Annotated in this window: 19 protein-coding genes; 7 read left to right on the forward strand and 12 right to left on the reverse strand. The window is 57.3% G+C overall.

The features are described from left to right. The first annotated feature begins 10 nt into the window (after positions 1-10). Positions 11-520: a ferritin gene (locus ACR0AW_RS12350; protein ID WP_170401952.1), complete on the forward strand. Its 510-nt coding sequence runs from the start codon at positions 11-13 to the stop codon at positions 518-520. Between the two features lie 27 nt (positions 521-547). Here the strand turns inward: ACR0AW_RS12350 and ACR0AW_RS12355 are convergent, their stop codons facing one another. Further along, entirely contained in the window at positions 548-1036 is a 489-nt protein-coding gene (locus ACR0AW_RS12355) for an SH3 domain-containing protein (protein ID WP_480439217.1), read from the reverse strand. Positions 1037-1205: 169 nt separating this feature from the next. On the opposite strand from ACR0AW_RS12355, the gene ACR0AW_RS12360 reads away from it, so the two are divergent. From ACR0AW_RS12360 to ACR0AW_RS12375, 4 genes are all read left to right on the forward strand, one after another. After that, positions 1206-2192: a 2-hydroxyacid dehydrogenase gene (locus ACR0AW_RS12360; protein ID WP_170392503.1), complete on the forward strand. Its 987-nt coding sequence runs from the start codon at positions 1206-1208 to the stop codon at positions 2190-2192. Between the two features lie 27 nt (positions 2193-2219). Beyond that, entirely contained in the window at positions 2220-3617 is a 1398-nt protein-coding gene (locus tag ACR0AW_RS12365; RefSeq protein WP_170733023.1) for an FAD-linked oxidase C-terminal domain-containing protein, read from the forward strand. A gap of 86 nt (positions 3618-3703) precedes the next feature. Next, positions 3704-5032 carry a hypothetical protein gene (locus ACR0AW_RS12370; protein ID WP_170733022.1) on the forward strand — a complete coding sequence of 443 codons (1329 nt, stop codon included), beginning with the start codon at positions 3704-3706 and terminating at the stop codon, positions 5030-5032. A gap of 140 nt (positions 5033-5172) precedes the next feature. Beyond that, positions 5173-7680 carry a GcvT family protein gene (locus tag ACR0AW_RS12375; RefSeq protein ID WP_170733021.1) on the forward strand — a complete coding sequence of 836 codons (2508 nt, stop codon included), beginning with the start codon at positions 5173-5175 and terminating at the stop codon, positions 7678-7680. A gap of 69 nt (positions 7681-7749) precedes the next feature. On the opposite strand, the gene ACR0AW_RS12380 is transcribed toward ACR0AW_RS12375, so the two are convergent. The 3 genes from ACR0AW_RS12380 to ACR0AW_RS12390 form a co-directional block, all read right to left on the reverse strand. After that, positions 7750-8085, reverse strand: coding sequence for a carboxymuconolactone decarboxylase family protein (locus tag ACR0AW_RS12380; RefSeq protein ID WP_170733020.1), 336 nt, complete (start codon positions 8083-8085; stop codon positions 7750-7752). A gap of 72 nt (positions 8086-8157) precedes the next feature. Then, on the reverse strand, positions 8158-8811 hold the full coding sequence (locus ACR0AW_RS12385) for a DUF938 domain-containing protein (protein WP_170594397.1): 654 nt from the start codon (positions 8809-8811) through the stop codon (positions 8158-8160). A gap of 2 nt (positions 8812-8813) precedes the next feature. After that, positions 8814-9875, reverse strand: coding sequence for an NAD(P)/FAD-dependent oxidoreductase (locus ACR0AW_RS12390; RefSeq protein WP_170733019.1), 1062 nt, complete (start codon positions 9873-9875; stop codon positions 8814-8816). Between the two features lie 203 nt (positions 9876-10078). On the opposite strand from ACR0AW_RS12390, the gene ACR0AW_RS12395 reads away from it, so the two are divergent. Together ACR0AW_RS12395 and ACR0AW_RS12400 are read left to right on the forward strand one after the other, a co-directional pair. Continuing rightward, on the forward strand, positions 10079-10489 hold the full coding sequence (locus tag ACR0AW_RS12395; protein WP_170595262.1) for a hypothetical protein: 411 nt from the start codon (positions 10079-10081) through the stop codon (positions 10487-10489). Between the two features lie 3 nt (positions 10490-10492). Next, positions 10493-11725: an HlyD family secretion protein gene (locus ACR0AW_RS12400; protein WP_170733018.1), complete on the forward strand. Its 1233-nt coding sequence runs from the start codon at positions 10493-10495 to the stop codon at positions 11723-11725. 195 nt (positions 11726-11920) lie between these two features. Here ACR0AW_RS12400 and ACR0AW_RS12405 read toward each other — a convergent pair whose 3' ends face one another. From ACR0AW_RS12405 to xdhA, 8 genes are all read right to left on the reverse strand, one after another. Further along, entirely contained in the window at positions 11921-13111 is a 1191-nt protein-coding gene (locus ACR0AW_RS12405) for a S41 family peptidase (protein WP_170733017.1), read from the reverse strand. A gap of 107 nt (positions 13112-13218) precedes the next feature. Next, positions 13219-14292: a BMP family ABC transporter substrate-binding protein gene (locus ACR0AW_RS12410; RefSeq protein ID WP_170733016.1), complete on the reverse strand. Its 1074-nt coding sequence runs from the start codon at positions 14290-14292 to the stop codon at positions 13219-13221. Positions 14293-14326: 34 nt separating this feature from the next. Next, positions 14327-15247: an ABC transporter permease gene (locus ACR0AW_RS12415; RefSeq protein WP_170392493.1), complete on the reverse strand. Its 921-nt coding sequence runs from the start codon at positions 15245-15247 to the stop codon at positions 14327-14329. A gap of 1 nt (position 15248) precedes the next feature. Further along, positions 15249-16331 carry an ABC transporter permease gene (locus ACR0AW_RS12420; protein WP_170392492.1) on the reverse strand — a complete coding sequence of 361 codons (1083 nt, stop codon included), beginning with the start codon at positions 16329-16331 and terminating at the stop codon, positions 15249-15251. A 38-nt stretch (positions 16332-16369) separates the two neighbouring features. Further along, the gene (locus ACR0AW_RS12425) at positions 16370-17887 is read right to left on the reverse strand and encodes an ABC transporter ATP-binding protein (RefSeq protein WP_170420509.1); all 1518 of its coding nucleotides are present in this window, start codon (positions 17885-17887) and stop codon (positions 16370-16372) included. Next, positions 17884-18819, reverse strand: coding sequence for a xanthine dehydrogenase accessory protein XdhC (gene xdhC, locus ACR0AW_RS12430; protein ID WP_170420511.1), 936 nt, complete (start codon positions 18817-18819; stop codon positions 17884-17886). Before xdhC ends, ACR0AW_RS12425 begins: the two co-directional genes overlap by 4 nt. Then, positions 18819-21221 (reverse strand): xanthine dehydrogenase molybdopterin binding subunit, encoded by a 2403-nt coding sequence (gene xdhB / locus ACR0AW_RS12435; protein ID WP_170594400.1) that lies wholly within the window; start codon positions 21219-21221, stop codon positions 18819-18821. The genes xdhC and xdhB overlap by 1 nt, the downstream gene beginning before the upstream one ends. Further along, positions 21218-22579 carry a xanthine dehydrogenase small subunit gene (gene xdhA / locus ACR0AW_RS12440; RefSeq protein WP_170733014.1) on the reverse strand — a complete coding sequence of 454 codons (1362 nt, stop codon included), beginning with the start codon at positions 22577-22579 and terminating at the stop codon, positions 21218-21220. Before xdhA ends, xdhB begins: the two co-directional genes overlap by 4 nt. Between the last annotated feature and the right edge of the window lie 72 nt (positions 22580-22651).

Consider the following 22651-nt stretch of genomic DNA (forward strand, 5'->3'; position numbering starts at 1 on the left):
GGAGCGAGCAATGAAATTGAACCCGCAAGTTGCAGAAGCATTGAATAAGCAGATCAACAATGAGCTCCACGCTTCGTACACCTACTTGGCGATGTCGGCTTATTTTGAGGCGCAGGATCTGCCAGGATTCGCCAGTTGGTTTCGGGGGCATTCTGCCGAAGAGGAAACCCATGCAATGCGTATATTCGACTTTATCGCCAAGCGGGGTGGGAGGGTAAATCTCGACGGCATCGCAAAACCGCAAACGGACTATGAATCACCCGTTGATGTACTGGAGCAGGCGTTGGCGCAGGAGCAAACCGTGACGGGCCAGATCAACGCGTTGTTTGAGCTGGCGCATGAGGTCAAAGAATACAGCACACAGAATATGCTGAACTGGTTCCTGGCCGAACAGATAGAGGAAGAAGACCTGTTCACATCGATCCTGGACAAGGCCAAGGCGGCCAGCGGGGACCGATGGAACCTGCTGTTGTTGGATCAGGAACTGGCCAAACGCGGCAGCGCTGCAGGCGCGGAGTAGCTCAGTCGGCGCTGTTGCGCACGTACGTCATTCCCGAATCTCGGCGGGGTCGACCCCCCAAAGATTGCTTTTCAGGGTCCAGCCCCGATAGCCGCCTGCCGAGATGCGGCACCAATCGGGTGAGCACTTTTCAAGCCGGGCGACGACGCCGGTTTCAAATTGCGCGTTCACCTGCGATTTGGGATCAGGCATCGCGTAAACCGGCAGCAAGTCGGCTTCGATAAGGACTGTCCGCACACCTGAAAGCAGCGCGTAATGCACCCAACCCCCGGCACCGTCTCGATCCTGAACCTTGCGCCAGTTTCCATATTCGGCCGTGATCTGCAGCGGCATGCCACGCCGTTTGAACACCCAATCGATTCGGTGAGTCAGCGAAGGGCCGCGACGGACATTACCCTCGGCGGCTTTCATCGAGACATATCGCGGAAGCGGTAGATTCGTCACTGGACCGCGTTTTTCCTGCGCGGACACGGCCACTGCGCCGAGCACGAGCAGGAAAACCGATATCAACACCACAAAATGGCGGTTCACTGAAAAACTAGCACTCACTGCCTGTCTGCTCTTATGCCTGTGGATCGTATGCAAAAAAGGTTGAGACGATGCCCAAGGGGTTCTTGTGCCCCGTGTAATCCTGCGCCACGATGCCATGGCGCGCGGCAGTTTGCAAAGCGGTAGGAGGGTCAAGGTGCCAAGAGAACGTCTGAGTGTTGTCGTTACGCGACGGTTGCCCGAAGCGGTGGAAACACGGCTAAGCGAGCTTTTCGATGTAAAACTGCGTGACACCGACGATCCCATGACTCGCGAAGAGCTGGTGGCGGCAGTGAACACAGCAGATGTGTTGGTTCCGACGATAACCGATACAATTGATGGCGGTATCCTGGGGCAGGCTGGTGAGAAATTGCGACTGATCGCCAATTATGGTGCCGGTGTCGACAACATTGATGTGGCGACGGCGAGGCAGCGCGGGATCCTTGTCTCGAACACACCAGGAGTACTGACTGACGATACTGCAGATATGACTATGGCTCTGATCCTGGCGGTTACACGACGTATCCCCGAGGGGTTAGGTGTGATGCAAAAGGGCGATTGGGCCGGTTGGGCCCCGACGGCCTTGCTGGGTGGCCGGGTCGGTGGTCGCCGCTTGGGTGTTCTTGGGATGGGCCGGATAGGGCAGGCCGTTGCGCGACGTGCCAGCGCGTTTGGAATGCAGGTCCACTATCACAACCGCCGCCGGTTGCGCCCCGAGATTGAACAGGAACTTGAGGCGACCTATTGGGATAGTCTTGATCAGATGGTGGCGCGGATGGACGTCATCTCGATCAACTGCCCGTCGACCCCTTCGACCTTTCATTTGATGAATGCGCGGCGTTTGAAATTGATGAAACCCACGGCGGTGATCGTGAATACATCACGCGGTGAAGTCGTTGATGAGAACGCCCTGACACGCATGATCCGCGCCGGTGAGATCGCGGGCGCTGGTCTGGATGTTTATGAACAGGGCACGGATGTGAACCCACGCCTCCGGCAATTGCCGAATGTGGTGCTGCTGCCCCATATGGGCTCGGCGACGCTTGAGGGTCGGATCGAGATGGGTGAGAAAGTCATTATCAACATCAAGACCTTCGAAGACGGTCATCGCCCGCCAGATCAGGTTGTACCTGCAATGCTTTAGGCTGTGGCCTGAGAAAAGGGGAACGCAATGGTGCAGGCAACTGCTTTGCCGCGAAACGAGGCCGGGATCGACACGGCGCTGGGAATTTTGAAGCAGAGGTTCGCAGACCGGCTGCAATCTGGTGCTGCGATCTGCGAGCAGCACGGGCACACGACAACGTGGATTGAAAACCAGAGTCCGGACGCAGTCGTCTTCCCGCATTCAACCGAAGAAGTGGCCGATATCGTCAGGACCTGTGCCGAGCACAAGGTGCCAGTCATCCCATTCGGAACAGGCACCTCGCTCGAAGGTCATGTGAACGCTCCTGCTGGTGGCATATCCGTCGATCTGAGTCAGATGAACAAGATATTGGCGGTTAATGTCGGTGATCTAGATTGCGTTGTCCAACCGGGTGTCACCCGAGCCGAATTGAACACCCATCTGCGGGATCAGGGGTTGTTCTTTCCGATTGATCCGGGCGCGAATGCGTCGCTAGGTGGCATGGCCGCGACACGCGCGTCTGGCACCAATGCTGTGCGTTATGGGACAATGAAAGACAATGTGCTTAGCCTTGAGGCCGTGATGCCGGACGGGCAAGTGATCCGCACGGGGCATCGTGCGCGAAAATCTTCGGCGGGTTTTGATCTGACCCGCTTGCTAATCGGTGCCGAAGGCACACTGGGAATAATCACCGAAATCACATTGCGATTGCAGGGTATCCCCGAGGCCATCAGTTCAGCCCGCTGTTCTTTTCCATCGGTGGATGCTGCCTGTCAGGCTGTGATGATGACTATTCAGTATGGTATCCCGGTTGCGCGGATCGAATTGCTGGACCAGATGTCGGTCAAAGCGGCAAACGCATATTCGGGACTGGATTTGCCAGAAACGCCACTGCTGCTGCTGGAATTTCACGGTTCGGACAGCGGTGCAGCGGAACAGGCAGAGACCTTTGGTCAAATCGCGGAAGAATTTGGTGGCAGCGATATTACCACCACCACGACAACCGAAGAGCGCAACAAGCTGTGGCAGGCCCGGCACGATATGTATTGGGCCAGCCTACAACTGCGCCCAGGCGCGCGGGGCATTTCTACGGATGTATGTGTTCCGATCTCGCGTTTGGCCGAATGTGTGACCGCCGCACAGGATAAGGCCGCTGAATTGGGTTTGCTGGCCCCAATCGTGGGTCATGTTGGTGACGGTAACTTCCATACACTTCTGTTAATCGACATGGATGACGCAAAAGAGGTCGCAAGTGCAGAGGAATTCGTCGGTTGGCTAAATGATCTTGCAATTGCGATGGAGGGCACCTGTACCGGAGAACACGGAATCGGGCAGGGTAAACGCCCCTATCTGGTGAAAGAACTTGGTGCGGCGACAAATTATATGGCGGCGATCAAAGCAGCGCTGGATCCCGATAACATCATGAATCCGGGCAAGGTACTCTGACCGCGATTGTTGGGCTCGGCCATAACAGCGCCTCAATTTTAGGTGAATGATCTAGGAAAGAGCAGTATTTGATTCCGAGGTTATTCATGGGCGCGTTGCGTTTCATTGGGTTTTTGCTGATTGCCGTCGTGGTTGTCGTAGGTCTGGATTATTATCAGCAGGATAAGAAAGTCGAAGGCAGGTTGTCCTTCAACGGATATGTCGACACGATTAATCAGCGGTTCAACTTATATCAGGCGGAGCTAGCCGCGGAAGAAGTTGAACGCGAAAGGCAGAAGCGTTGGCGAGAGGGGGCCAAGCCGTACCTGCCGGATTCGGGCGAAGGCTGGGTGCGTCGTTCGATCGTGGATGCAGATTTTACACGCGATGCCCGAGAAGGTGTTTTGCAGGACGGAATAAGTGAAGCTGCTCGTCCAATTGCAAAAAGAGTTGCTGTGCAAGAGACCGAACAACTGGCCAGAAAACTCGATAATTCTAGTTGGGTCTACGAAAGCGGCGAGCATACGGTCTGGCTACAGGCGAAACTCAGGAAAGACGCTAAATCCAATACACTGACTGGCAACATCGTCAGGTCTGTCGAAGGGTTGGGCGCAGGATCGAGTGGCTACACTCCATTCGGCATAATTGGTGGTGCTGCGTATTTCAGGTTTGAAAACAGCCGATACAAACCCGTCACAGTGAAAGATCGAAAGTTTTGGTCAATGATCACGGCGAGCCTGACGGACCTTGAGGTCGAACCTCGGTTTGAAATCTACAAGGCCACAATCGGACTGGGCGAAGAAATTCGTTTGCAAGTCTATTCCGATGCACCAGCGCCTATGCTGCGAGCGTTTCTGGATCGACTGGATTATGACGGATTGAACGCACTGCTTCAAAAGCAAGTGCCTGGCGTCGGCAACGATACCGTTTTTGATGCTGAACGAGAAAGTGAACTGGCGACAAACATGGCCGCCTTGCGCGGCGAGTTTGTCAAGCTGCGCAGCGAGCTGGCGCGTTTGAAGCTAGAAAACATTGATGGATTGTCTCTTGTCGCAAATACTTTGGCCGCGCAATACGGTTTGCCGGCAGACACCTTCGACTTGACCGCGAACAGAATCGAATCTGCGGATGATTTGGTCCAGGTCGGATACCGCAAAGGACTGACAGATTTGCTTGAAGACGAGATGCAGCAGGCAGACAGAGATGACGAGGGTTTCTTTGGAAATTTGTTCGCCAAATTCAAAGATCAGGAAACCTCTGAAGAAGTCGCATCTGTAAACGAAAATGAAGGCTTCCTGTCCGGACTGTTGTCAGCCTTTGGTAGCTCTGATTCCGAAGCAGAAACTGTCGTGCGGGTAAACCGAGGCGGTTCCGGAACGGGCATAGATTGCGCAACCACCGGAACGTTCAAAAGGTGCAAATTGGGGGGCGGATAACACGTCAGATCGACTGTTGGAAAGCGACCTGGTGCAACGCTCAGGTCGCTTTTCTTATATCACTGGTCGGATGAATGTCGCGTCGAGCCCCTCAAATGCGCCATATGGTGTCAACTGAATTCAAGGGGAGACACCCGGCTATGAAAACCCAAGTCAAAGCACTGGTCGTTGGCGGCGGCGCCGTCGGGACCTCGATTGCCTATCACCTTGCCAAAGCGGGCTGGGATGATGTGATGCTGATCGAGCGGGACGAACTGACTTCCGGTTCCACCTGGCACGCAGCGGGCCTGTTGCCGTTGTTTAACATGTCGTATGCCACGACCCACATCCACAAGTACTCAGTCGATTTCTACAAGACACTAGAGGAAGAAACCGGCCTGAATGCAGGCTTCGCCGTAGTCGGAAACCTGCGTATGGCACAGACACAAGAGCGTATGGATGAATACATGCTCTATGCGTCCACAGCGGAGACTTGTGATGTTGCATATGAGTGGCTGACGCCCGAGCAAATCAAGGAACGTTGGCCTCTGATCGAAACTTCGGACTTGAAAGGCGCGATCTACCACACCGAGGATGGCTATATTAACCCCGCCGACGTAACTCAGGCGATGGCCAAGGGTGCTCGTCAGCGCGGTGTCGACATTGTTCGCAAGATGCAGGCTGATGCCTTCCACTGGAATGGCACTCACTGGGAAGTCACCTGCACTAAGATGGTCGAAAAGGGTGGCAACCTCATTCCGTCAGATGAGCAGGTTGTGATCACCGCAGAACATGTCGTGACCGCGTCAGGCAACCACGCACAGCGGACCGCGAAAATGCTGGGTATCAAGATGCCCGCGATCCCGGTCGAGCATACCTTCATTGTCATGGACAAAGACCCTGAGCTGGTCAAATGGCGCGAAGCAGGCAACCCCGAGCATCCGGTTGTGCGTGATGCCGACAACGAGTCATATGCGCGCGAAGAACGTGGCGGCTGGATTCTGGGTATCTACGAACATGGCGCTCCTGCGCAGTTCGAACACGGCGTGCCGGACAGCTTCCGCGCCGACCTGTTCCCGCTGGATCTGGATCGGATTGCCGATCAGTACATGGCGATGGCCGAACGCGTGCCTTCATGCGCTGAATCCGGCCTGAAAGACGATTTCAATGGTCCGATCTGCTACACCCCCGATGGCAACCCGCTGGTTGGTCCGGCGCCGGGCCTGCGCAACATGTGGCTGGCCGAGGGCTTCAGTTTCGGCATCACCGCTGCAGGCGGCACCGGATATTATCTGGCTCAGATGATGGTCGATGGCGAAGCTGAGATCGACATGGCTTCGCTGGACCCCAAGCGGTACTCGTCCAACTGGATGACCACCGAGTTCGCGGCGCGCAAGAACGAAGAGTGCTATGAGCACGTCTACATCCTGCACCACCCGGATGAAGAGCGTGAGGCCTGCCGTCCGCTGCGCACCGTTCCGGCCTACGACCGTCAGAAAGCGCGTGGCGCACAGTTTGGCTGGGTCAACGGCTGGGAGCGTCCGAACTATTTCGGCCCGCTGGATGCGCCTGATAACTTCGACAAAGAAAGCCGCAGCTTCCGCCGCGGTGGTTGGTGGCAGTATGCCGTCGAAGAAGCCAAAGCGATCCGAGAAGGCGTTGGCCTGATCGATGCGTCGGCCTTCACCAAGCATGTCGTCAAAGGCCCCGGTGCGACCCAGTTCCTGGATTGGTTCACCTGCAACAAGCTGCCCAAGGTCGGTCGCATCAACCTGACCTACGCGCTGACCGCGCACGGCACCACCCGCACCGAATACACCATCGTCCGCAATGGCGAGAACAATTACTACATCGTCTCTGCCGGTGCCTGGACCGAGTACGACGCCGACTACCTTCGCAAGGCGGCCGAGGACAAGATGGAGGAGTTCGGCTACATCGAAATCCAGGACGTGACCACCCAGTGGGGCGTCTTCGCGATCGCCGGACCCAAGTCGCGTGATGTTCTGAAAGAGGTCATCAAGGACGCCGATCCGGAAACCGCGCTGTCCAACAAGCGCTTCCCTTGGTTGTCGGCCCGTCAGATCGAACTGGGCATGTGCCCGGTCAACGCGATCCGCGTGGCCTATACGGGTGAGCTGGGCTGGGAACTGCACCACCCGATCGAGATGCAGAACTATCTGTTCGACCTGCTGGAGAAGGCCGGTGAAAAGCACGGCATGAAACTGGTTGGTGCCCGCGCCCAAAACTGGCTGCGCCAGGAGAAATCCTATCGCGCCTTCGGCACCGAACTGGGCCGCGACGCGACCCCGCTGGAAGCTGACCTGCCGCGCTTTATTGATCTGTCGAAAGACTTCTACGGCAAAGCCAAGCTGGAAGAGACCGGCGTGCGCGTGAAGTGCTGCACTCTGCTGATCGACGGACCGGACGATGCCGACCCCTGGGGCCGCGAGGCGCTGTACACGCCGGAAGGTGAGCGCGTGGGTCGTTTGACCTCGGGCGGGTACTCGGTGGCGTTCGAGAAATCCATCGGCATGGGGTATGTGAAGCCTGAGCTGGCGGTCGAAGGCACCAAGCTGCAGGTCAAAATTCAGGACAAGCTGTGGGATGCGGTCGTCACTTGTGACAGCCCGTATGATCCGAAGAACGAGGTCATCCGCAAGGACGGCTGACGCTTTTTAGAAATAAGGCGGTACTCACGTAGCACCGCCTACCAAAAGCCCGCTCTCGGTGGGCTTTTTTCATGCGCTCAATTCATCAAAGCAGTCTAGTGACTTGGCGGCGTACATCATGGACGGCCCACCGCCCATCTGGATGGCCATTGCCAGAACGTCCGAAACCTCATCGCGGGTGGCTCCCGCCTTGGCCAACGCCTCGGAATGCAGGGTAATGCAAGGCTCACACCGTACTGCGATTGACATGCCTAACGCGATGAACTCTTTGGTTTTGTAGTCCAGCGTCCCGCCTTCCTTGACAGATTTTCCCAGCGCCTCGAAGGCACGCGCCGTATCAGGAATGGCTCCGTTAAGGTTACGCAAGCTTTTGCGCGTTTCGTTCAGTGAATCCTGCCAGCTCATTATAACGTCCTTCTTGATACATATGATAATCTGCATATGAATGATGAAGAGCAAAGCAGACTTTGATCCTGATCAGATTCCAGTTTTTTGGGCGACAAATGCCAAGTTGTTCGCAGGCATCTTTACGATTTCGACCAATTCGAGGGCGTTGTCCTTTAACATAGACAATATATGTGTGTCGTCTTTGTACCCGATCTCAGGGTCTTGTTGGACCAGTGCGTCGTGAAATCGCTGGTCGCCATCGCTTGTCAGGTGTCCGTCACGTTTGAAAGGGCCATAAAGCACCAAACGCCCATCCGTTTTCAGAGCGCACGCTGCTTCGGCAATGAGGGTTTCAGCCTCGGGCAAACTGATCAGGTGCAAGAGGTTGACCAGTAAAACCAAATCTTGCTGCGCCATTGTTTTGTGCCAACCCTCCGCAGTTGCATCCAGATGAACGGCTGCGGCGGTATTTGGTAAACCCTTGGTGTACGCATCGATGCTGGCGCGCCGTTCGGAGGTGACTTCGCTGGGTTGCCAATGCAACCCGGGCATCCGCTGGGCAAAGGCCGAAATGTGTTGTCCGGTTCCACTGGCCAGTTCCAGGGCCTGTCCTGATGACGGAGCGACCCGTGCCAGAAGATCGCACAGCACAACCGTGTTTCGGCTGGCGGCTGGGGCGACGAGTTTGCTGCCGTCGCTCTCGGTGGCGACGCTGGCATTTGAGGGCAGTTTGCGTTTTGTCATCGTTACAGCCTTCCGGGTGTCAGCGCTTTCACAATCGCCGCATCAAGGCGCGGCGACGCGCCAGTCACAAGATCCGCCACAAGTTGCGAGGCAGCAGGAGCGGTCTGAAACCCATACCCTCCCTGTGCTGCCGACCAGATAAACGATGGATCGGTTGGATCAGGTCCGAGGACCAGCGTGCCATCGGCAACAAAACTACGTAACCCCGCCCAATTGGTTTCTACCCGAGTTACAGTTTCAGTAACCATCGCTTCGTATCGTGCCAGTCCTTCTGCGAGAATCATGTCATCGGCGTAAGCGTCATGGGGTGTGGTTGGGTCCGCCTCGCAAGGCGAGACCAGTAGCTTGCCCGCATCAGGTTTGGCGTACCAGCTCTCGCCTGCGCCCAGCATCATTGGCCAGTTTCGCAGGTCATGTCCGCCCGGTGCGGGGATGCGCGCAATCGATCGACGGTAAGGTGTGATCCCGATGGGGGAGATTCCTGCCATCTGCGCCACCTCATCGACCCAGGCTCCGGCGGCATTTACCAGATTGCGTGCCTCAAAGGATTCTGAGGTTTCGACGGTCCAATGAACCGATTTGCGGATGCTGCTGACCCTCTGACGGGTCAGGACTGAACCGCCATTCTTGCGGACGGTTCGCGCAAAGTCCTGCAGGACGCGATCTGTATCGATATCATATGCGCTATTACTTATGGCTGCATAACCGACAGTTTCAGCATTCAGGACAGGAATGTGTCCGATGGCATCTTCCGGCGAAATCTCTTGCACACCAAGATCTTGGGCGTCTTTTTGAAACAGCGCCTGTTGATCCCTTCCGCCAATCAGCATCAGGCCGCGTGGTGTGAGGTACGCATTTGTTTCAAAGAACGCAGCACTTGCCTCGTTCAATGCCTTGACCGAGTTTGGACCGTAACCCTTTTCGAACAGGGCAGCTGAACGACCCGAAGTATGATATCCTAATCCGTCCTCGGCCTCTAACACCGTGACTGTGCCGTGCTCTGACAGGCGCGCACCTGCGCTTAGCCCGGCGACACCGCCACCGATTATCAGAAAATCAATCATGCGTTTTGTTCCGTTTCCGGCCGCCAAGTGATCGAGGCGGTGGTAAGTTGACTGGCGACATTGGCGGACCATGGCACGCGTACTGCCAAACGAAAAGACACAAGCCCACCGCAATGGAAACTTGATCGTAGGCGGCCAGCCTGCTTTTAGTGCAAACAACAAAAGATTCGGAGGCGGACGTGAACGCGGCAGATATTCACCCGATGGCAACGGGGCACATTCCGTCATATGTGACACAGGCAGATGGTAGCGACTTCCTCTTCACCTTCATGTTGTTTTTTACCGTCGGGATGGTCGTGCTGATCGGGGTTGCCTACTTCACGTTGCATTCGATCCCGGAAAAAATGGCGCATGAAACCAATCACCCGCAATTCCAATTGGTTGGGATTCTGGCGCTTTTGGCTTTGTTTACGCATAACGGCCTTTTCTGGGTTGCCGCCATCCTTGTGGCTGGGTTCCAGTTCCCTGATTTCGCGGCACCGCTGCGCTCGATTGCCGATGCCATCCGATCTTTGGCGCCTGGGCAGGACAAAGAACACGCTTCACCCCCTCCTGAGCTGGAAATTGAGCCCGAACAATCCAAACCCTCCGAACCGGCAGCACAGGGGCACTGAACAATGATCGAGACGATGCTGTGCGCCCTGATTACCGTGCTTCCTGACTATCTGTTTCGCCGCTTTGTGCAGGGCAAACGGATCGGACACGAGATCACGCTGTTCACCATGTGGTACGAGTTGCGCTGGGGGCTGACGACTTGCGCTATTTTGGCGCTAACCGTTATCACAACGCTGTTCTATTTTCACCCGTCCAGCAAAACAGCGGCTTCCTACTTCCGGACGGTAACGATTCTTCCGCAGCTAGGGGGGCGCGTTTCCGAAGTCTACGTGGGCAACAATGAGCAGGTGACAGCTGGACAGCCGATTTTCCGGATCGAAGACTTCACGCAAACCGCGCAGGTCGAAGCAGCGCATGCCCAGATTGCTCAGGTTCAAGCCTCGTTGAAGGTGGCGGAAACCGATCTGGCCGAGGCTGAGGCCGGGATTGCAGGCGCGCGCGCAGCTCTGGATCAGTCGCTCGAGGATCTGGAACGCAATACCACCCTACGTGACGAGGGATCCAGCGCGGTGCGCTTGGCCGAGATTGATCGGTTGGAAAATCTGGTTGCCGAGCGTGAAGCGCAGGTCAAAGCAGCCGTCTCAAAACGCGCAGCGGTTGTACAACAGATCGAAGAGCTGATCCCGGCCCAACTTGCCAGTGCCAATGCGCAGCTGGATGCGGCATTGACCGAGTTGGACAAGACTGTGGTCAACGCTGGAGTGACGGGCAGGGTTGAACAATTCGGGCTTCAGGTCGGCGACTATGTCAGCCCTTTGCTGCGCCCGGCGGGTATTCTGGTGCCATCCTCCTCCGGACATGACCGATTCCAGGCGGCGTTCAGTCAGCTTTCGGCCCAGGTGGTCAAACCGGGTATGATTGGCGAATTGGGCTGCATGACCAAGCCCTTTACCGTTATCCCGGTGGTTGTCGTCGAGGTGCAGGATGTGATCCCATCAGGGCAGATCAGGCCATCTGATGAGTTGCGGGACGTGCAGAGCAACACCAATCCGGGTTCGATCCTTGTCTACCTTGAACCGCTCTACAAAAGCATGGCCGATGATGTGCCTCCAGGCAGCAACTGTCTGGCGAATATCTATACGGATAATCATGCAAAGCTGGAGGATGAGAGCCTCGGCTTCTGGGAAAAATCGTTCCTGCATGTGGTAGACACGATTGGCGTCGTTCATGCGGCAGGCCTGCGCCTGCGACTGATCCTGATGCCAGTGAACACTCTGGTGCTGGGCGGACACTAATTTCACGCCCTAGAACCTAACCATTGCGGCGATTCAATCGCTTGAAGTCCTGACCCGACGACAGCTGGGTATCAAAACGCTCGTGGCTAATATTGCCCACGGGCCGATGGTGTTGGGTCTCCAATAAGACTGGCCACCAAGTAGACCTTCGCCGTGCGTGCAGCATTTGCTTTCTTTGAATGCAGCTATGCGGACTTAGCGGCTGTTTAGCGATTTGCTCATGCTTTTGAGAACTCGTTGATGGAGATCGGTTGGTGTATCCTCACCTGCAGGTCTTTCGACCCATTCCAAATCCAAGTTCAGTGATCCCGCAGGTACGATTTTTCTTGCGATTTCGGGCGGCGTGGTATCGTCAGTCGTTCCATTCTTCCAGTCGTGAAAGGCTGATGAGTATCGAACGACCGCTCCACTGGTCGACAATTCGAGCAATCCGCCCTCGGCAAAGAACGTCAGCGCATCACCCATTTCCTCACCAATGAGTTTGAGCCTGTTTCCCAATCGATGTTTGAGGATGGCTACAAACACTATCGCTGCGGAAAACGTGAATTTATCGACAAGCATAACAACCTGCTTGTTTGCACTTTCTGAGATCGCGTCGATCAAGGGCATCGTTAGAAGAAAGTCGCCACCAGTGTTTCCGCGAACATCAATTAGTAGTGTTTTGTTCGAGGATGCGCGCACGCATTCCACCGCGGCTGAGATGGCTTTAGGCAGCGCATTTTCCTTCGGATCAAAGAAGCTTGGTAACGCTATTGATAGCCCTAGCTCTTGCCAGTCCTTTATCTCTACAAATATCTCGGGTTCCCAGGCTGGATCAGCCTTGCCGTGCTCGTTTCTCGGGTAGAGCATCGATCCAGGAACTGTATGTTCATTGGCCACTTTCAGATTGGCTATCCGCCCATTTTCGTCCTGCACACGGAACTCGGTCGTGCCGCCGTTTGACGAAAAACCCAAACGTGCCAAAGCGTACGGCCAAGCCAGTAGAATCGGGCCGATGACCCGTTTCCTTTGGCACGTTCCCGCCAGAAATTTCTCTGCAGTGGCTTCAATCTGGCTCAAAGCTGAGCCGTTGACCGCTATCAACTCTCCTCGCGGTGCGGCTATCTCTGGCGCCGCGTCGATGAATTGAACGGAACGTCCAACGCTCACGAATCTCAGCGGTAGCACCGCGATCGCATCATTCGGGATCAGCCGTGTGTGCCCATTGCCGGGAAGTGCCAATAAACGCATCGCTGACAACAGAAAGGCTTCGACAGAGCCCTCTGAGGCATATTGCCGGGTTTCACCAATACAGTCGTCAATCACGGCCTTTTCGATCTGTCGAAAACTGGGATCGGTCGGCAGGGCAGTTTCTAAAATTTGGTTCAGGTCTTCCGTGAGCGACATGTTTCACGATGCGCATAGCCACTCGTCAATGTCCAGATTGGGCTCAGGGCGACTAAAAAGGCCCGCAAAAAACATGCGGGCCTTGTTGTTAGTTTCCGGGTCAGTTTCTACTGCGGGATTTCGCCTTCCAGCCCCTCAACGTAGAAATTCATGCCCGCCAGCGTACCGTCATCGGCGGTCTCGCCTTCGGCCAGCCAGTCACTGCCGTCCTGCTTTTTCAGCGGGCCAGTAAAGGGGTGGTATTCACCGGCTGCCATCGCGGCTTTCAGCGCCAGTGCTTCTTCTTTAACATCAGCCGGAACGGCGTCCGAAATCTCACCAATTGCTACCATGCCTTCCCGGATGCCATCCCAAGTGTTGGCACTTTCCCATGTTCCGTCCATCACGGCCTGGGTCCGCGCGATGTAGTAGGGAGCCCAATCGTCGATGATTGAAGACACACGCGGGAAGGGTGCGTATTCGCTCATGTCGGAGGCTTGGCCAAAGGTGACAACGTTTCCTGCCTCTTGCGCGGCTGCCTGCGGTGCAGTCGAGTCAGTGTGCTGCAGGATCACGTCCGCGCCCTGTTCGATCAGAACTGTGGCGGCGTCAGCTTCTTTCGCAGGATCGAACCAAGTGTAGGCCCAGACGATCTTGAACTCGACATCCGGATTCACCTTCTTGGCGTGGATATAGGCTGAGTTGATACCACGGATCACTTCAGGGATCGGGTAGGACCCGATGTAGCCGATGATATTCGATTCCGTCATTTTACCGGCGATGTGGCCTTGGACTGCGCGACCTTCATAAAAACGGGCCGAGTAGACCGAGACGTTGTCGGCGGTCTTGTAGCCGGTTGCGTGCTCGAATTTCACATCCGGGAATTTCTTCGCGACATTGATGGTCGGATCCATGTAGCCGAACGAGGTGGTGAAGATCAGGTCCGCGCCTTCCAGCGCCATCTGGGTCATCACGCGTTCTGCATCTGGGCCCTCAGGCACCGACTCGACGAACACGGTTTCGACCTTGTCGCCAAAGTGCTCTTCCACGGCCAGACGGCCCTTGTTGTGCTCATAGGTCCAGCCGCCATCGCCCACTGGGCCGACATAGACGAAGCCGACTTTGGTCTTGTCTTGGGCCACGGCCCCCGAGGCCAGACCCAGCGCCATTGCGGCGCTTGCCAAAAGTGTAGTGAATTTCATGTGTTACTCCCCAAGTTGGTTCAGTTGGCCTCGCCTAGTGCGAGGCATGGAAGGTCCGGCCCAATGCGGCAGGTGCGCTGCTCTTGTCGGCCGAAAGGATCACAAGCACAAGGATCGTGATGATGTAGGGCGACATTGCCAGATACTCGACAGGAATGGCAACGCCCGCTGCCTGCAAATTAAGCTGCAACACAGTGATGCCGCCGAACAAATAGGCGCCCAGCAAGACACGCCATGGTTTCCAGCTGGCAAAAACCACCAGCGCCAAGGCAATCCAGCCGACACCGGCAGTCATGCCCTCGGTCCACTGCGGCACGCGGATCAGGCTGATGTAGGCGCCGCCCAAGCCAGCGCAAGCACCACCAAACAGGATCGCCATGATGCGAATTTTGATGACTTTGTAGCCCAGCGCATGCGCCGCATCGTGGTTCTCGCCAACCGCGCGCAATATCAGGCCGATGCGTGTGTATTTCAGCGTGGCCCAGACGGCGGCCGTCAGGGCAATTCCGACGTAGAGGATCGGGTCGTGCTGAAACAGGATTGGTCCAATAACGGGGATATCGCTGATCACCGGGATATGGATTTCACCCATGCTGGGCGGCTTGATTCCTACGTAGCTCTGCCCCATCAGCGCGCTGAACCCGAGGCCGAACAATGTTAGGGCCAGGCCACTGGCAACTTGATTGGCCAGCGCCACCTGCGTCAGCAGCACAAACAACAGCGATAGCACCGCGCCACCGATTGCTGCCGCAATAAAGCCCAGCCAGGGCGAACCGGTCTCGACCGAGATTGCGAAGCCGCTGATTGCGCCCACGATCATCATGCCCTCGACACCGAGGTTCAGGACGCCTGCTTTTTCGACCACCAATTCTCCGATTGCGGCCAACAAAAGTGGGGTTGCGGCCACCATTAGCGAGGCGACCAGAAGGACGGGGTTAATTTCACCAAGGTCCATATCACGCTACCTCGCTACGGGCCGCACGGATGCGGTAGTTTGTCAGAAGATCGAATGCCAGCAGGAAGAACAGAAGCATCCCCTGGAAAACCTGAATGGCTGCGGCGGGCAGACCCAGCTGAGATTGGGCGATTTCACCGCCAATATAAGTCAACGCCATCAGGCCTCCGGCCAGCAGGATGCCCACCGGATGCAAACGGCCAAGGAAAGCCACGATGATCGCGGTAAAGCCGTAACCGACGTTGAAATCGATGCTGACCACGCCAGCAGGGCCCGAGACTTCGAACATCCCCGCAAGACCGGCCAGCGCGCCGGCCAGACCCAGACAGAACAAGATCAGGCGGGCAGGGTTTACACCTGCGAACTTCGCCGCACGCGGGGCCTCACCTGTCAGGCGGATGTGGAAGCCCAGCATGTGCCGGTTCAGCAAGACATATGCAAAGATAACAGCGATCAGGGCAGTGACTACGCCCCAGTGCATGCCTGAACCCGCAATCAGCTCGGCATTATACGCGCTGTCGTAGGATTGCAGATTGCGCGAACCGGGAAAGCCGAACCCTTCGGGATTCTTCAGCAGGCCTAGCGAGACCGAGGCCAGCATCTGTTCGGCCACATAGACCAACATCAGCGACACAAGGATTTCATTGGTACCGAAGCGCACTTTCAGGAAGGCTGGGATCATTGCCCATAGCCAGCCGCCAAACGCGCCTGCAATCACCATGATCGGAAAGATGTAGAATGCATCCAGCGGATAGAATGCCAGACCAGCGCCCGCACCGAAAATGGCCCCCATAATGTACTGACCTTCGGCCCCGATATTCCAGATACCGGCGCGGAAGCCTAAAGACAGGCCGATGGCGATCAAAACCAGGGGCGCGCCCTTAACCAGCAATTGCGGCCGATAATAGAAGGCGAACTCGCCAAACAGGGGTTCCCAGAAAATGGTTCCAATAGCCTCGACCGGGTTTTTGCCTAGAATGGCGAACAGGATGCCACCAAAAACCATCGTCGCCAGGACCGCGACCAGAGGGGTGGCATAAGACCACGCCTTGGACGGCTGAGGCCGTTTCTCCAACACAATCATTTGCTCATACCCCCGCGTTTCTCTTTTCTTTTAAGTGTTTAGACATGGGCCACCTCCATGCCATGCGCGCCGCCCATCATCAGGCCGATCTCATCGACCGTCAGACCCGTAGTTTCACGCGGGGCGCTTAGTCGTCCTTCGTTCAAGGCGGCGAAACTGTCTGAGATTTCCATCAGTTCATCGAGGTCTTGCGAGATACAGATGACCGCAGTTCCCTTGGCCGCCAGATCCAGAATGGCCTGCCGGATCGAGGCCGCCGCCGCTGCATCCACGCCCCAAGTCGGCTGGTTCACGACCAGAACATCCGGGTTTTGCAGCACTTCGCGACCAATCACGAACTTCTGCAGGTTCCCGCCCGACAGGGACCGGGCGGCATTCTCAGGACCCGGCGTACGCACGTCAAAGGCGCTAATGATCTTTTCGGCAAAGCTCTTGGTCTCAGACCACTTCAGAAAGCCGTTATTCTCCAGCCCCTCGCGGACCGACCCAGTCAGCAGAGCGTTTTCAGTGAGGCTCATATCAGGGGCAGCCGCGTGGCCCAGCCGTTCTTCGGGTGCGGTCAACACGCCCAGCTTACGCCGCGCGGTCGGGCCGAGTTTGCCGATGGGTTGACCGTTGAATTTGATCGCATCTGCGGTGGTCGGAATTTCGCCAGAAAGCACACCCAGCAATTCATCCTGACCGTTCCCCGCGACACCCCCGATCCCCAGAACCTCGCCCTTGCGGACGGTCATGTGGACGTTGCGAAGCGCGGTTCCGAATTCCGACGGCGACGGCACTGACAATCCGCTGACATCCAGCGCAACGTCACCGAATTCCCGGCCGGAACGTTCAGGTGTCTGCAGGGTTGACCCCACCATCATCTCAGCCATATCGCGCGCTGAGGTTTCGGCTGGTACACATTCGCCCACATTCTTACCCAGCCGCAGAATCGTGGCGTGGTCGCATAGCGTTCGAATCTCTTCCAGCTTGTGCGAGATATACAGGATCGATGTCCCTTCCGAGCGCAATTTGTTCAGCGTTTCGAAAAGGATTTCAACCTCTTGCGGCGTCAGAACCGAGGTCGGCTCGTCCATGATCAGCAACTTCGGGTCCTGCAACAAGCAGCGGATGATTTCGACCCGCTGACGCTCACCTGCAGACAGATCGCCAACCGTGCGGAAGGGGTCCAAGGGCAGGCCGTAGGTTTCGGATACTTCGCGGATACGCGAGGCCAGATCACCCATTGGGGGCGGGTTCTCCATCCCCAGAGCGATATTCTCGGCGACGTTCAACGCATCGAATAGCGAAAAATGCTGGAACACCATCGCGATCCCGTCCGCACGGGCGGCGCGCGGTTCAGGCGGTGCATAGGGCTGCCCACGCAGCAGCATCGTGCCGCTGTCGGGTTTCACCAGCCCATAGATCATTTTGACAAGCGTGGATTTGCCCGCGCCGTTCTCGCCCAGCAGTGCGTGAACTTCGCCTTCACCGATGTCAAAGGACACCTGATCATTGGCCACGACGCCGGGATAGGCTTTGGTCAGCCCTTGCAAGCTCAGAAGTGGAGTGGTCACGCGCTCAGGTCCTTCTTCAATTCGTTCTGTCGGGCGGGGCGTAACAGTTGCGCTGCCACGCCAACGGCGATCATCTGCGGGTGTTTGCCCAAGCCCGGATCGCCGATCGGACAGGTGATCCGGCTGATCCGCTCGGGCGGATGTCCAAGGGCCGCAAGCCGCGACCGGAATCGCGCCCATTTCGTAGCCGAGCCGATAAGCCCCGCAAAGAGGAAATTGTGCGAAAGCAGCCGGTTGCACAGTTCCAGATCCAGATTGTGCGAATAGGTAAGCACCAGATGCTCGGCGTCGGTTGGCGCGTGGCGAACCAGCTCGGCGGGTTTTGCGGTCGGAACCGGGGTTACACCGGTTGGAACCACATCGGGAAACCGCTCGGGTCCGGTATCGACCCAGGTGATTGCCAGATCGGGTAGGGGGGACAAAACGTCCACCAGCGCCCGGCCGACATGGCCTGCGCCCCAGATCCACAGATTACGCGTCGGTTTGTGAACGGGTTCGACCATCCAACCTTCGATCAGTCGGGGCTCGGGCACGACACCCTGTCCTCGCGCTGCCGCCAGCAGACGTTTGACCGATAGCGGCATCTCTCCGCCCGACGCCGAACGCGCGATGACGGTATCGTCCAGTGCATTCAGCGTTTCATGATCAAATACTTCACTCAGCAATGAAACTGCACCGCCGCAGCATTGCCCCATGTCGGGGCCAAGAGCGTGATGCGTTAGTCGGGTGGCGGTGGTTTGGGATCGCGCAGCTTCAGTTGCCTGATACTCCAACGTGCCTCCACCGATGGTGCCACTTTGCCCGTCCTTCCAGACTAGCATCGCGGCCCCCACTTCACGTGGAGACGACCCTTTGATGCCGGCGATGACCACCCGGACCACTGTTCCGTGGGTTTTGACCGCCTCCCTCAAAGCCTCCAAGTCAAATCCCATCAGATGCCTCCCTTCATCTTTTGGACGCCGCGCCAAACCTCTTCAGCCGTGGCTGGTGCATCAAGAGCGGGGTAGACCTCTCCACAGGCCGCGACCGCATTCGACAGGGCCAGCCATGCTGAAATCCCGAGCATGAACGGAGGTTCGCCCACCGCTTTCGAACGATAGATCGTGTCCTCACGGTTTTCGGCATTCCAGAGTGCGACGTTGAATACGTCGGGTCGATCTGAGCAGGCGGGGATCTTGTAGGTCGAGGGTGCGTGTGTGCGCAGGTTGCCCGTGCCGTCCCAGACCAGTTCCTCGGTCGTTAGCCAGCCCGCGCCTTGCACATAACCGCCTTCGACCTGCCCGATATCCAACGCCGGGTTCAACGAAGCACCGGCATCATGCAGGATATCGGTGCGCAGAATGCGGTTCTCACCAGTCAGAGTGTCGACGGCCACTTCAGTGACCGACGCTCCGTAGGCGAAGTAGAAGAACGGACGGCCTCGTCCGGCGATCCGGTCCCATTCGATCTTGGGTGTCTTGTAGAAACCGGTCGCCGACAGGCTGATCCGACCCTGATAGACCAGCGCCGCAGCTTCAGCGAAGGTGTAGCGTTCTGCGCCAACCGAAACATGGCCATCAGAGAAGGTGACAGTCGACGGATCGGCCTGATGCCGCTCGGCCAGATAGTCCGCCATTCGATCGCGGATCGTATCGCAGGCCGCCTTCACGGCCATACCATTCAGGTCACTGCCCGAGGATGCTGCCGTGGCCGAAGTGTTCGGTACCTTGGCCGTATCCGTGGCGGTGATTTTGACCATCTCCAGGGGGATGCCAAAGCGCGAAGCCGCCACCTGCGCGACCTTCTGGAACAGGCCTTGACCCATCTCGGTGCCGCCGTGGTTCAGATGGACCGAGCCATCCTGATACACATGCACCAAAGCGCCTGCCTGATTCAGGTGGGTCAGCGTGAAGGAAATCCCGAACTTGACCGGAGAGAAGGCGATGCCCTTCTTGATCACACGATTCTCGGCGTTCCATTTCGCAATGGCGGCCTTGCGCGTTTCGTAATCGCTGGATTTCAGTAGGGCCTGAGTCATCCCGTGCAATTCGAAATCGCTGACCTCCATTCCGTAGGGTGTGGTATTGCCACCAGCGGGCAGAGGGCGCACGGGGGCGTCCCCGGTTTCGACCGCGCCGCGGCTCGTCAGGTCCTCATGCGGGTCGGGATGACCCAAAGGCTTCTCGGACGGCGTGATCTCGGCAATCGCATGGGCCGGTTCGTAGTAGTTTCGGCGGCGCAGTTCCACCGGGTCCAGACCCAGCTCATACGCAGCGTGGTCCATCACGCGTTCGATGCCAACCATGCCCTGCGGGCCGCCGAAGCCGCGATAAGCGGTGGCGGATTGGGTGTTGGTCTTCAGCCGGTGGCTTTCGATCCGTGCATTTGGCAACAGATAGGCATTGTCCGAATGCAGCATCGCGCGGTCGGCGACGGGCAGGGACAAGTCCTGTGCCCAGCCGCAGATGGCGTAGTGGTGGAACGAGACGCCCTGAATATGGCCGTTCTCGTCAAATCCGGCCTTATAGGCGATGCGGAACGCGTGGCGTTTGCCGGTGATTGTCATATCATCGTCGCGGTCATAGCGCATCTTGCACGCCTTGCCAGTTGCGCGAGCGGCGACCGCGCAAGCAACGGCCAGCGCATTGCCCTGGCTTTCCTTGCCGCCAAAACCGCCGCCCATACGGCGCGTCTCGACCCTGACGGCGTGCATCGGAACGCCCAACGCATCAGCCACCTTGTGTTGGATCTCAGTCGGGTGCTGGGTCGAGCTGTGAACCAGCATATCCGCGCTTTCATTCGGCACGGCTAAAGCGGCCTGACCTTCCAGATAGAAATGCTCCTGCCCGCCAAGCTCGAATGACCCTTCGATCACATGGGCGGATCCTGCAATAGCCGCATCAGCATTGCCTTTGGCATAGATGCGCGGGCCGTCTTCGAACCGACTGTCGGCGGCCAGAGCCTCTTCGACGGTTAGGATCGGGGTTTCCTCGGCGTAGTCGATCTTGCCCAAACGGGCCGCCTTGCGGGCGGCCAGATGGCTGCTGGCGATGACCAGAAACACAGGCTGGCCGATATAGTGAACCGTGCCGTCCGACAGTAGCGGTTCATCATGGATCGAAGGCGATACGTCGTTGGCGAAGGGCAGATCATCCGCAGCCATAACCATCACGACGCCCTCGGCAGCCTTCACCGCAGATAAGTCCATTGCGGTGATCTTGCCTTTGGCAATCGGGCTGAGGCCAAAAGCCAGATGCAAACTGTCCCTGGGTGTTGGGATATCGTCCACATACCGCGCGGTTCCTGAAACGTGCAGCGGTGCTGCGTCGTGGGGGAGGGGTTTGGTCACGCTCATGCCGATACCTCCAGCACATTGGTCACTTCGCCCTGATCTTCCAGGAAGTATCTTTCGAGCATCGCTTTGGCGGTTTCCAGTCGATAGGTGGCCGAGGCGCGCATGTCCGTGAGTGGTGAATAATCGTCAGCAAAGGCAGGCAGCGCGGCGTCAATCGTCTCGCGCGCCCAAGGTTTACCGACCAATGCGGCCTCGACATGGGTTGCCCGTTTCGGGATGCCGGCCATGCCGCCGAACGCGATGCGCGCCTGCGTGACGATGCCGCCCGAGACGGTGATGTTGAAACACCCGCAGACGGCCGAGATGTCCTGATCGAACCGCTTGCTGAGTTTATAGGCCTTCAGGCGATCCAGCTGACGGGGGAAACTGACAGCTTCGACGAATTCACCGGGAACGCGGTCCTGTTTGCCATAGTCGATAAAGAACTCTTCCAGCGGAAGGGACCGGCGGGTGTCGCCTTTGCGCAGATGAAGGGTTGCGTCCAGAGCAATCAGCGCAGGCGGGTTGTCACCAATGGGCGAGCCATTGGCGATGTTGCCGCCCACCGTTGCAGCATGGCGCACCTGAACACTGGCATAGCGACGGATCATTTCGGCGTAAGAGGGGTGAAGATCGGCCAGAGCCTCACCCATCCGATTCATGTCGACCATTGCGCCAAAGCGAATTTCATCGTCGGTGATGGTGATTTGTTTGAGATCATCGCAACGGTTGAGGAAGATTACTGGATCCAGGTCGCGCAGTTGCTTTGTCACCCACAGGCCGACATCTGTTGCTCCGGCAACCAGCGTGGCATCCGGGTTTTCAACATATACAGCTGCCAGTTCATCGGAAGATTCAGGCAGCATGCGCGACGCAGCAGAAGATGCGAGTGGCTTGTCTTTGACCCAGACTGGCACGGGACGGTCCTCGACCGCTTTCGCGGCGCGAATAATCGGTGCATAGCCAGTGCAGCGGCACAGGTTTCCGGCAAGCTGGGTGTCATGATCCGTGGCGCCCGTCGCATGACTGGCGACCATCGACATGACAAAACCCGGAGTGCAAAAACCGCATTGCGAACCGTGCAGGTCAACCATTGCCTGTTGAACGGGATGTGCTTCGCCATCCGGGCCGCTTGCCCCTTCGACTGTACGAACCGCTTTGCCATGCAGCTGGGGCAAGAACAGGATGCAGGAGTTCAGAGCTTTTGCACCGTCTTCGTCCGTCACCATGACCGTGCACGCGCCGCAATCGCCTTCGTTGCAGCCTTCTTTGGTGCCTGTCAGACCGCGATCTTCACGCAGCCAGTCCAGTAGGGTGGCCGTCGGATCGACATCCGGCAGCTCCACTGTCTCTCCGTTCAGAAGAAACGTGATGTTCATTCGAGAAACCCGTCGCGTTACCCGGTTGCGCCCGTTCGGCCCTCCTTCGATGCGACGTAGAAAGAGTGGCGG

It is taken from the genome of Ruegeria sp. C5 (genome assembly GCF_056537605.1).

Excerpts from the sequence above, each read along its gene's own strand:
- ACR0AW_RS12390 (WP_170733019.1), bottom strand. The coding sequence starts at position 9,875 with ATGATTGATTTTCTGATAATCGGTGGCGGTGTCGCCGGGCTAAGCGCA.
- ACR0AW_RS12370 (WP_170733022.1), top strand. The coding sequence starts at position 3,704 with ATGGGCGCGTTGCGTTTCATTGGGTTTTTGCTGATTGCCGTCGTGGTT.
- ACR0AW_RS12415 (WP_170392493.1), bottom strand. The coding sequence starts at position 15,247 with ATGGACCTTGGTGAAATTAACCCCGTCCTTCTGGTCGCCTCGCTAATG.
- ACR0AW_RS12350 (WP_170401952.1), top strand. The coding sequence starts at position 11 with ATGAAATTGAACCCGCAAGTTGCAGAAGCATTGAATAAGCAGATCAAC.
- xdhA (WP_170733014.1), bottom strand. The coding sequence starts at position 22,579 with ATGAACATCACGTTTCTTCTGAACGGAGAGACAGTGGAGCTGCCGGAT.
- ACR0AW_RS12420 (WP_170392492.1), bottom strand. The coding sequence starts at position 16,331 with ATGATTGTGTTGGAGAAACGGCCTCAGCCGTCCAAGGCGTGGTCTTAT.
- ACR0AW_RS12410 (WP_170733016.1), bottom strand. The coding sequence starts at position 14,292 with ATGAAATTCACTACACTTTTGGCAAGCGCCGCAATGGCGCTGGGTCTG.
- ACR0AW_RS12365 (WP_170733023.1), top strand. The coding sequence starts at position 2,220 with ATGGTGCAGGCAACTGCTTTGCCGCGAAACGAGGCCGGGATCGACACG.
- ACR0AW_RS12385 (WP_170594397.1), bottom strand. The coding sequence starts at position 8,811 with ATGACAAAACGCAAACTGCCCTCAAATGCCAGCGTCGCCACCGAGAGC.
- ACR0AW_RS12380 (WP_170733020.1), bottom strand. The coding sequence starts at position 8,085 with ATGAGCTGGCAGGATTCACTGAACGAAACGCGCAAAAGCTTGCGTAAC.
- xdhB (WP_170594400.1), bottom strand. The coding sequence starts at position 21,221 with ATGAGCGTGACCAAACCCCTCCCCCACGACGCAGCACCGCTGCACGTT.
- ACR0AW_RS12400 (WP_170733018.1), top strand. The coding sequence starts at position 10,493 with ATGATCGAGACGATGCTGTGCGCCCTGATTACCGTGCTTCCTGACTAT.
- ACR0AW_RS12395 (WP_170595262.1), top strand. The coding sequence starts at position 10,079 with ATGGCAACGGGGCACATTCCGTCATATGTGACACAGGCAGATGGTAGC.
- xdhC (WP_170420511.1), bottom strand. The coding sequence starts at position 18,819 with ATGGGATTTGACTTGGAGGCTTTGAGGGAGGCGGTCAAAACCCACGGA.
- ACR0AW_RS12405 (WP_170733017.1), bottom strand. The coding sequence starts at position 13,111 with ATGTCGCTCACGGAAGACCTGAACCAAATTTTAGAAACTGCCCTGCCG.
- ACR0AW_RS12375 (WP_170733021.1), top strand. The coding sequence starts at position 5,173 with ATGAAAACCCAAGTCAAAGCACTGGTCGTTGGCGGCGGCGCCGTCGGG.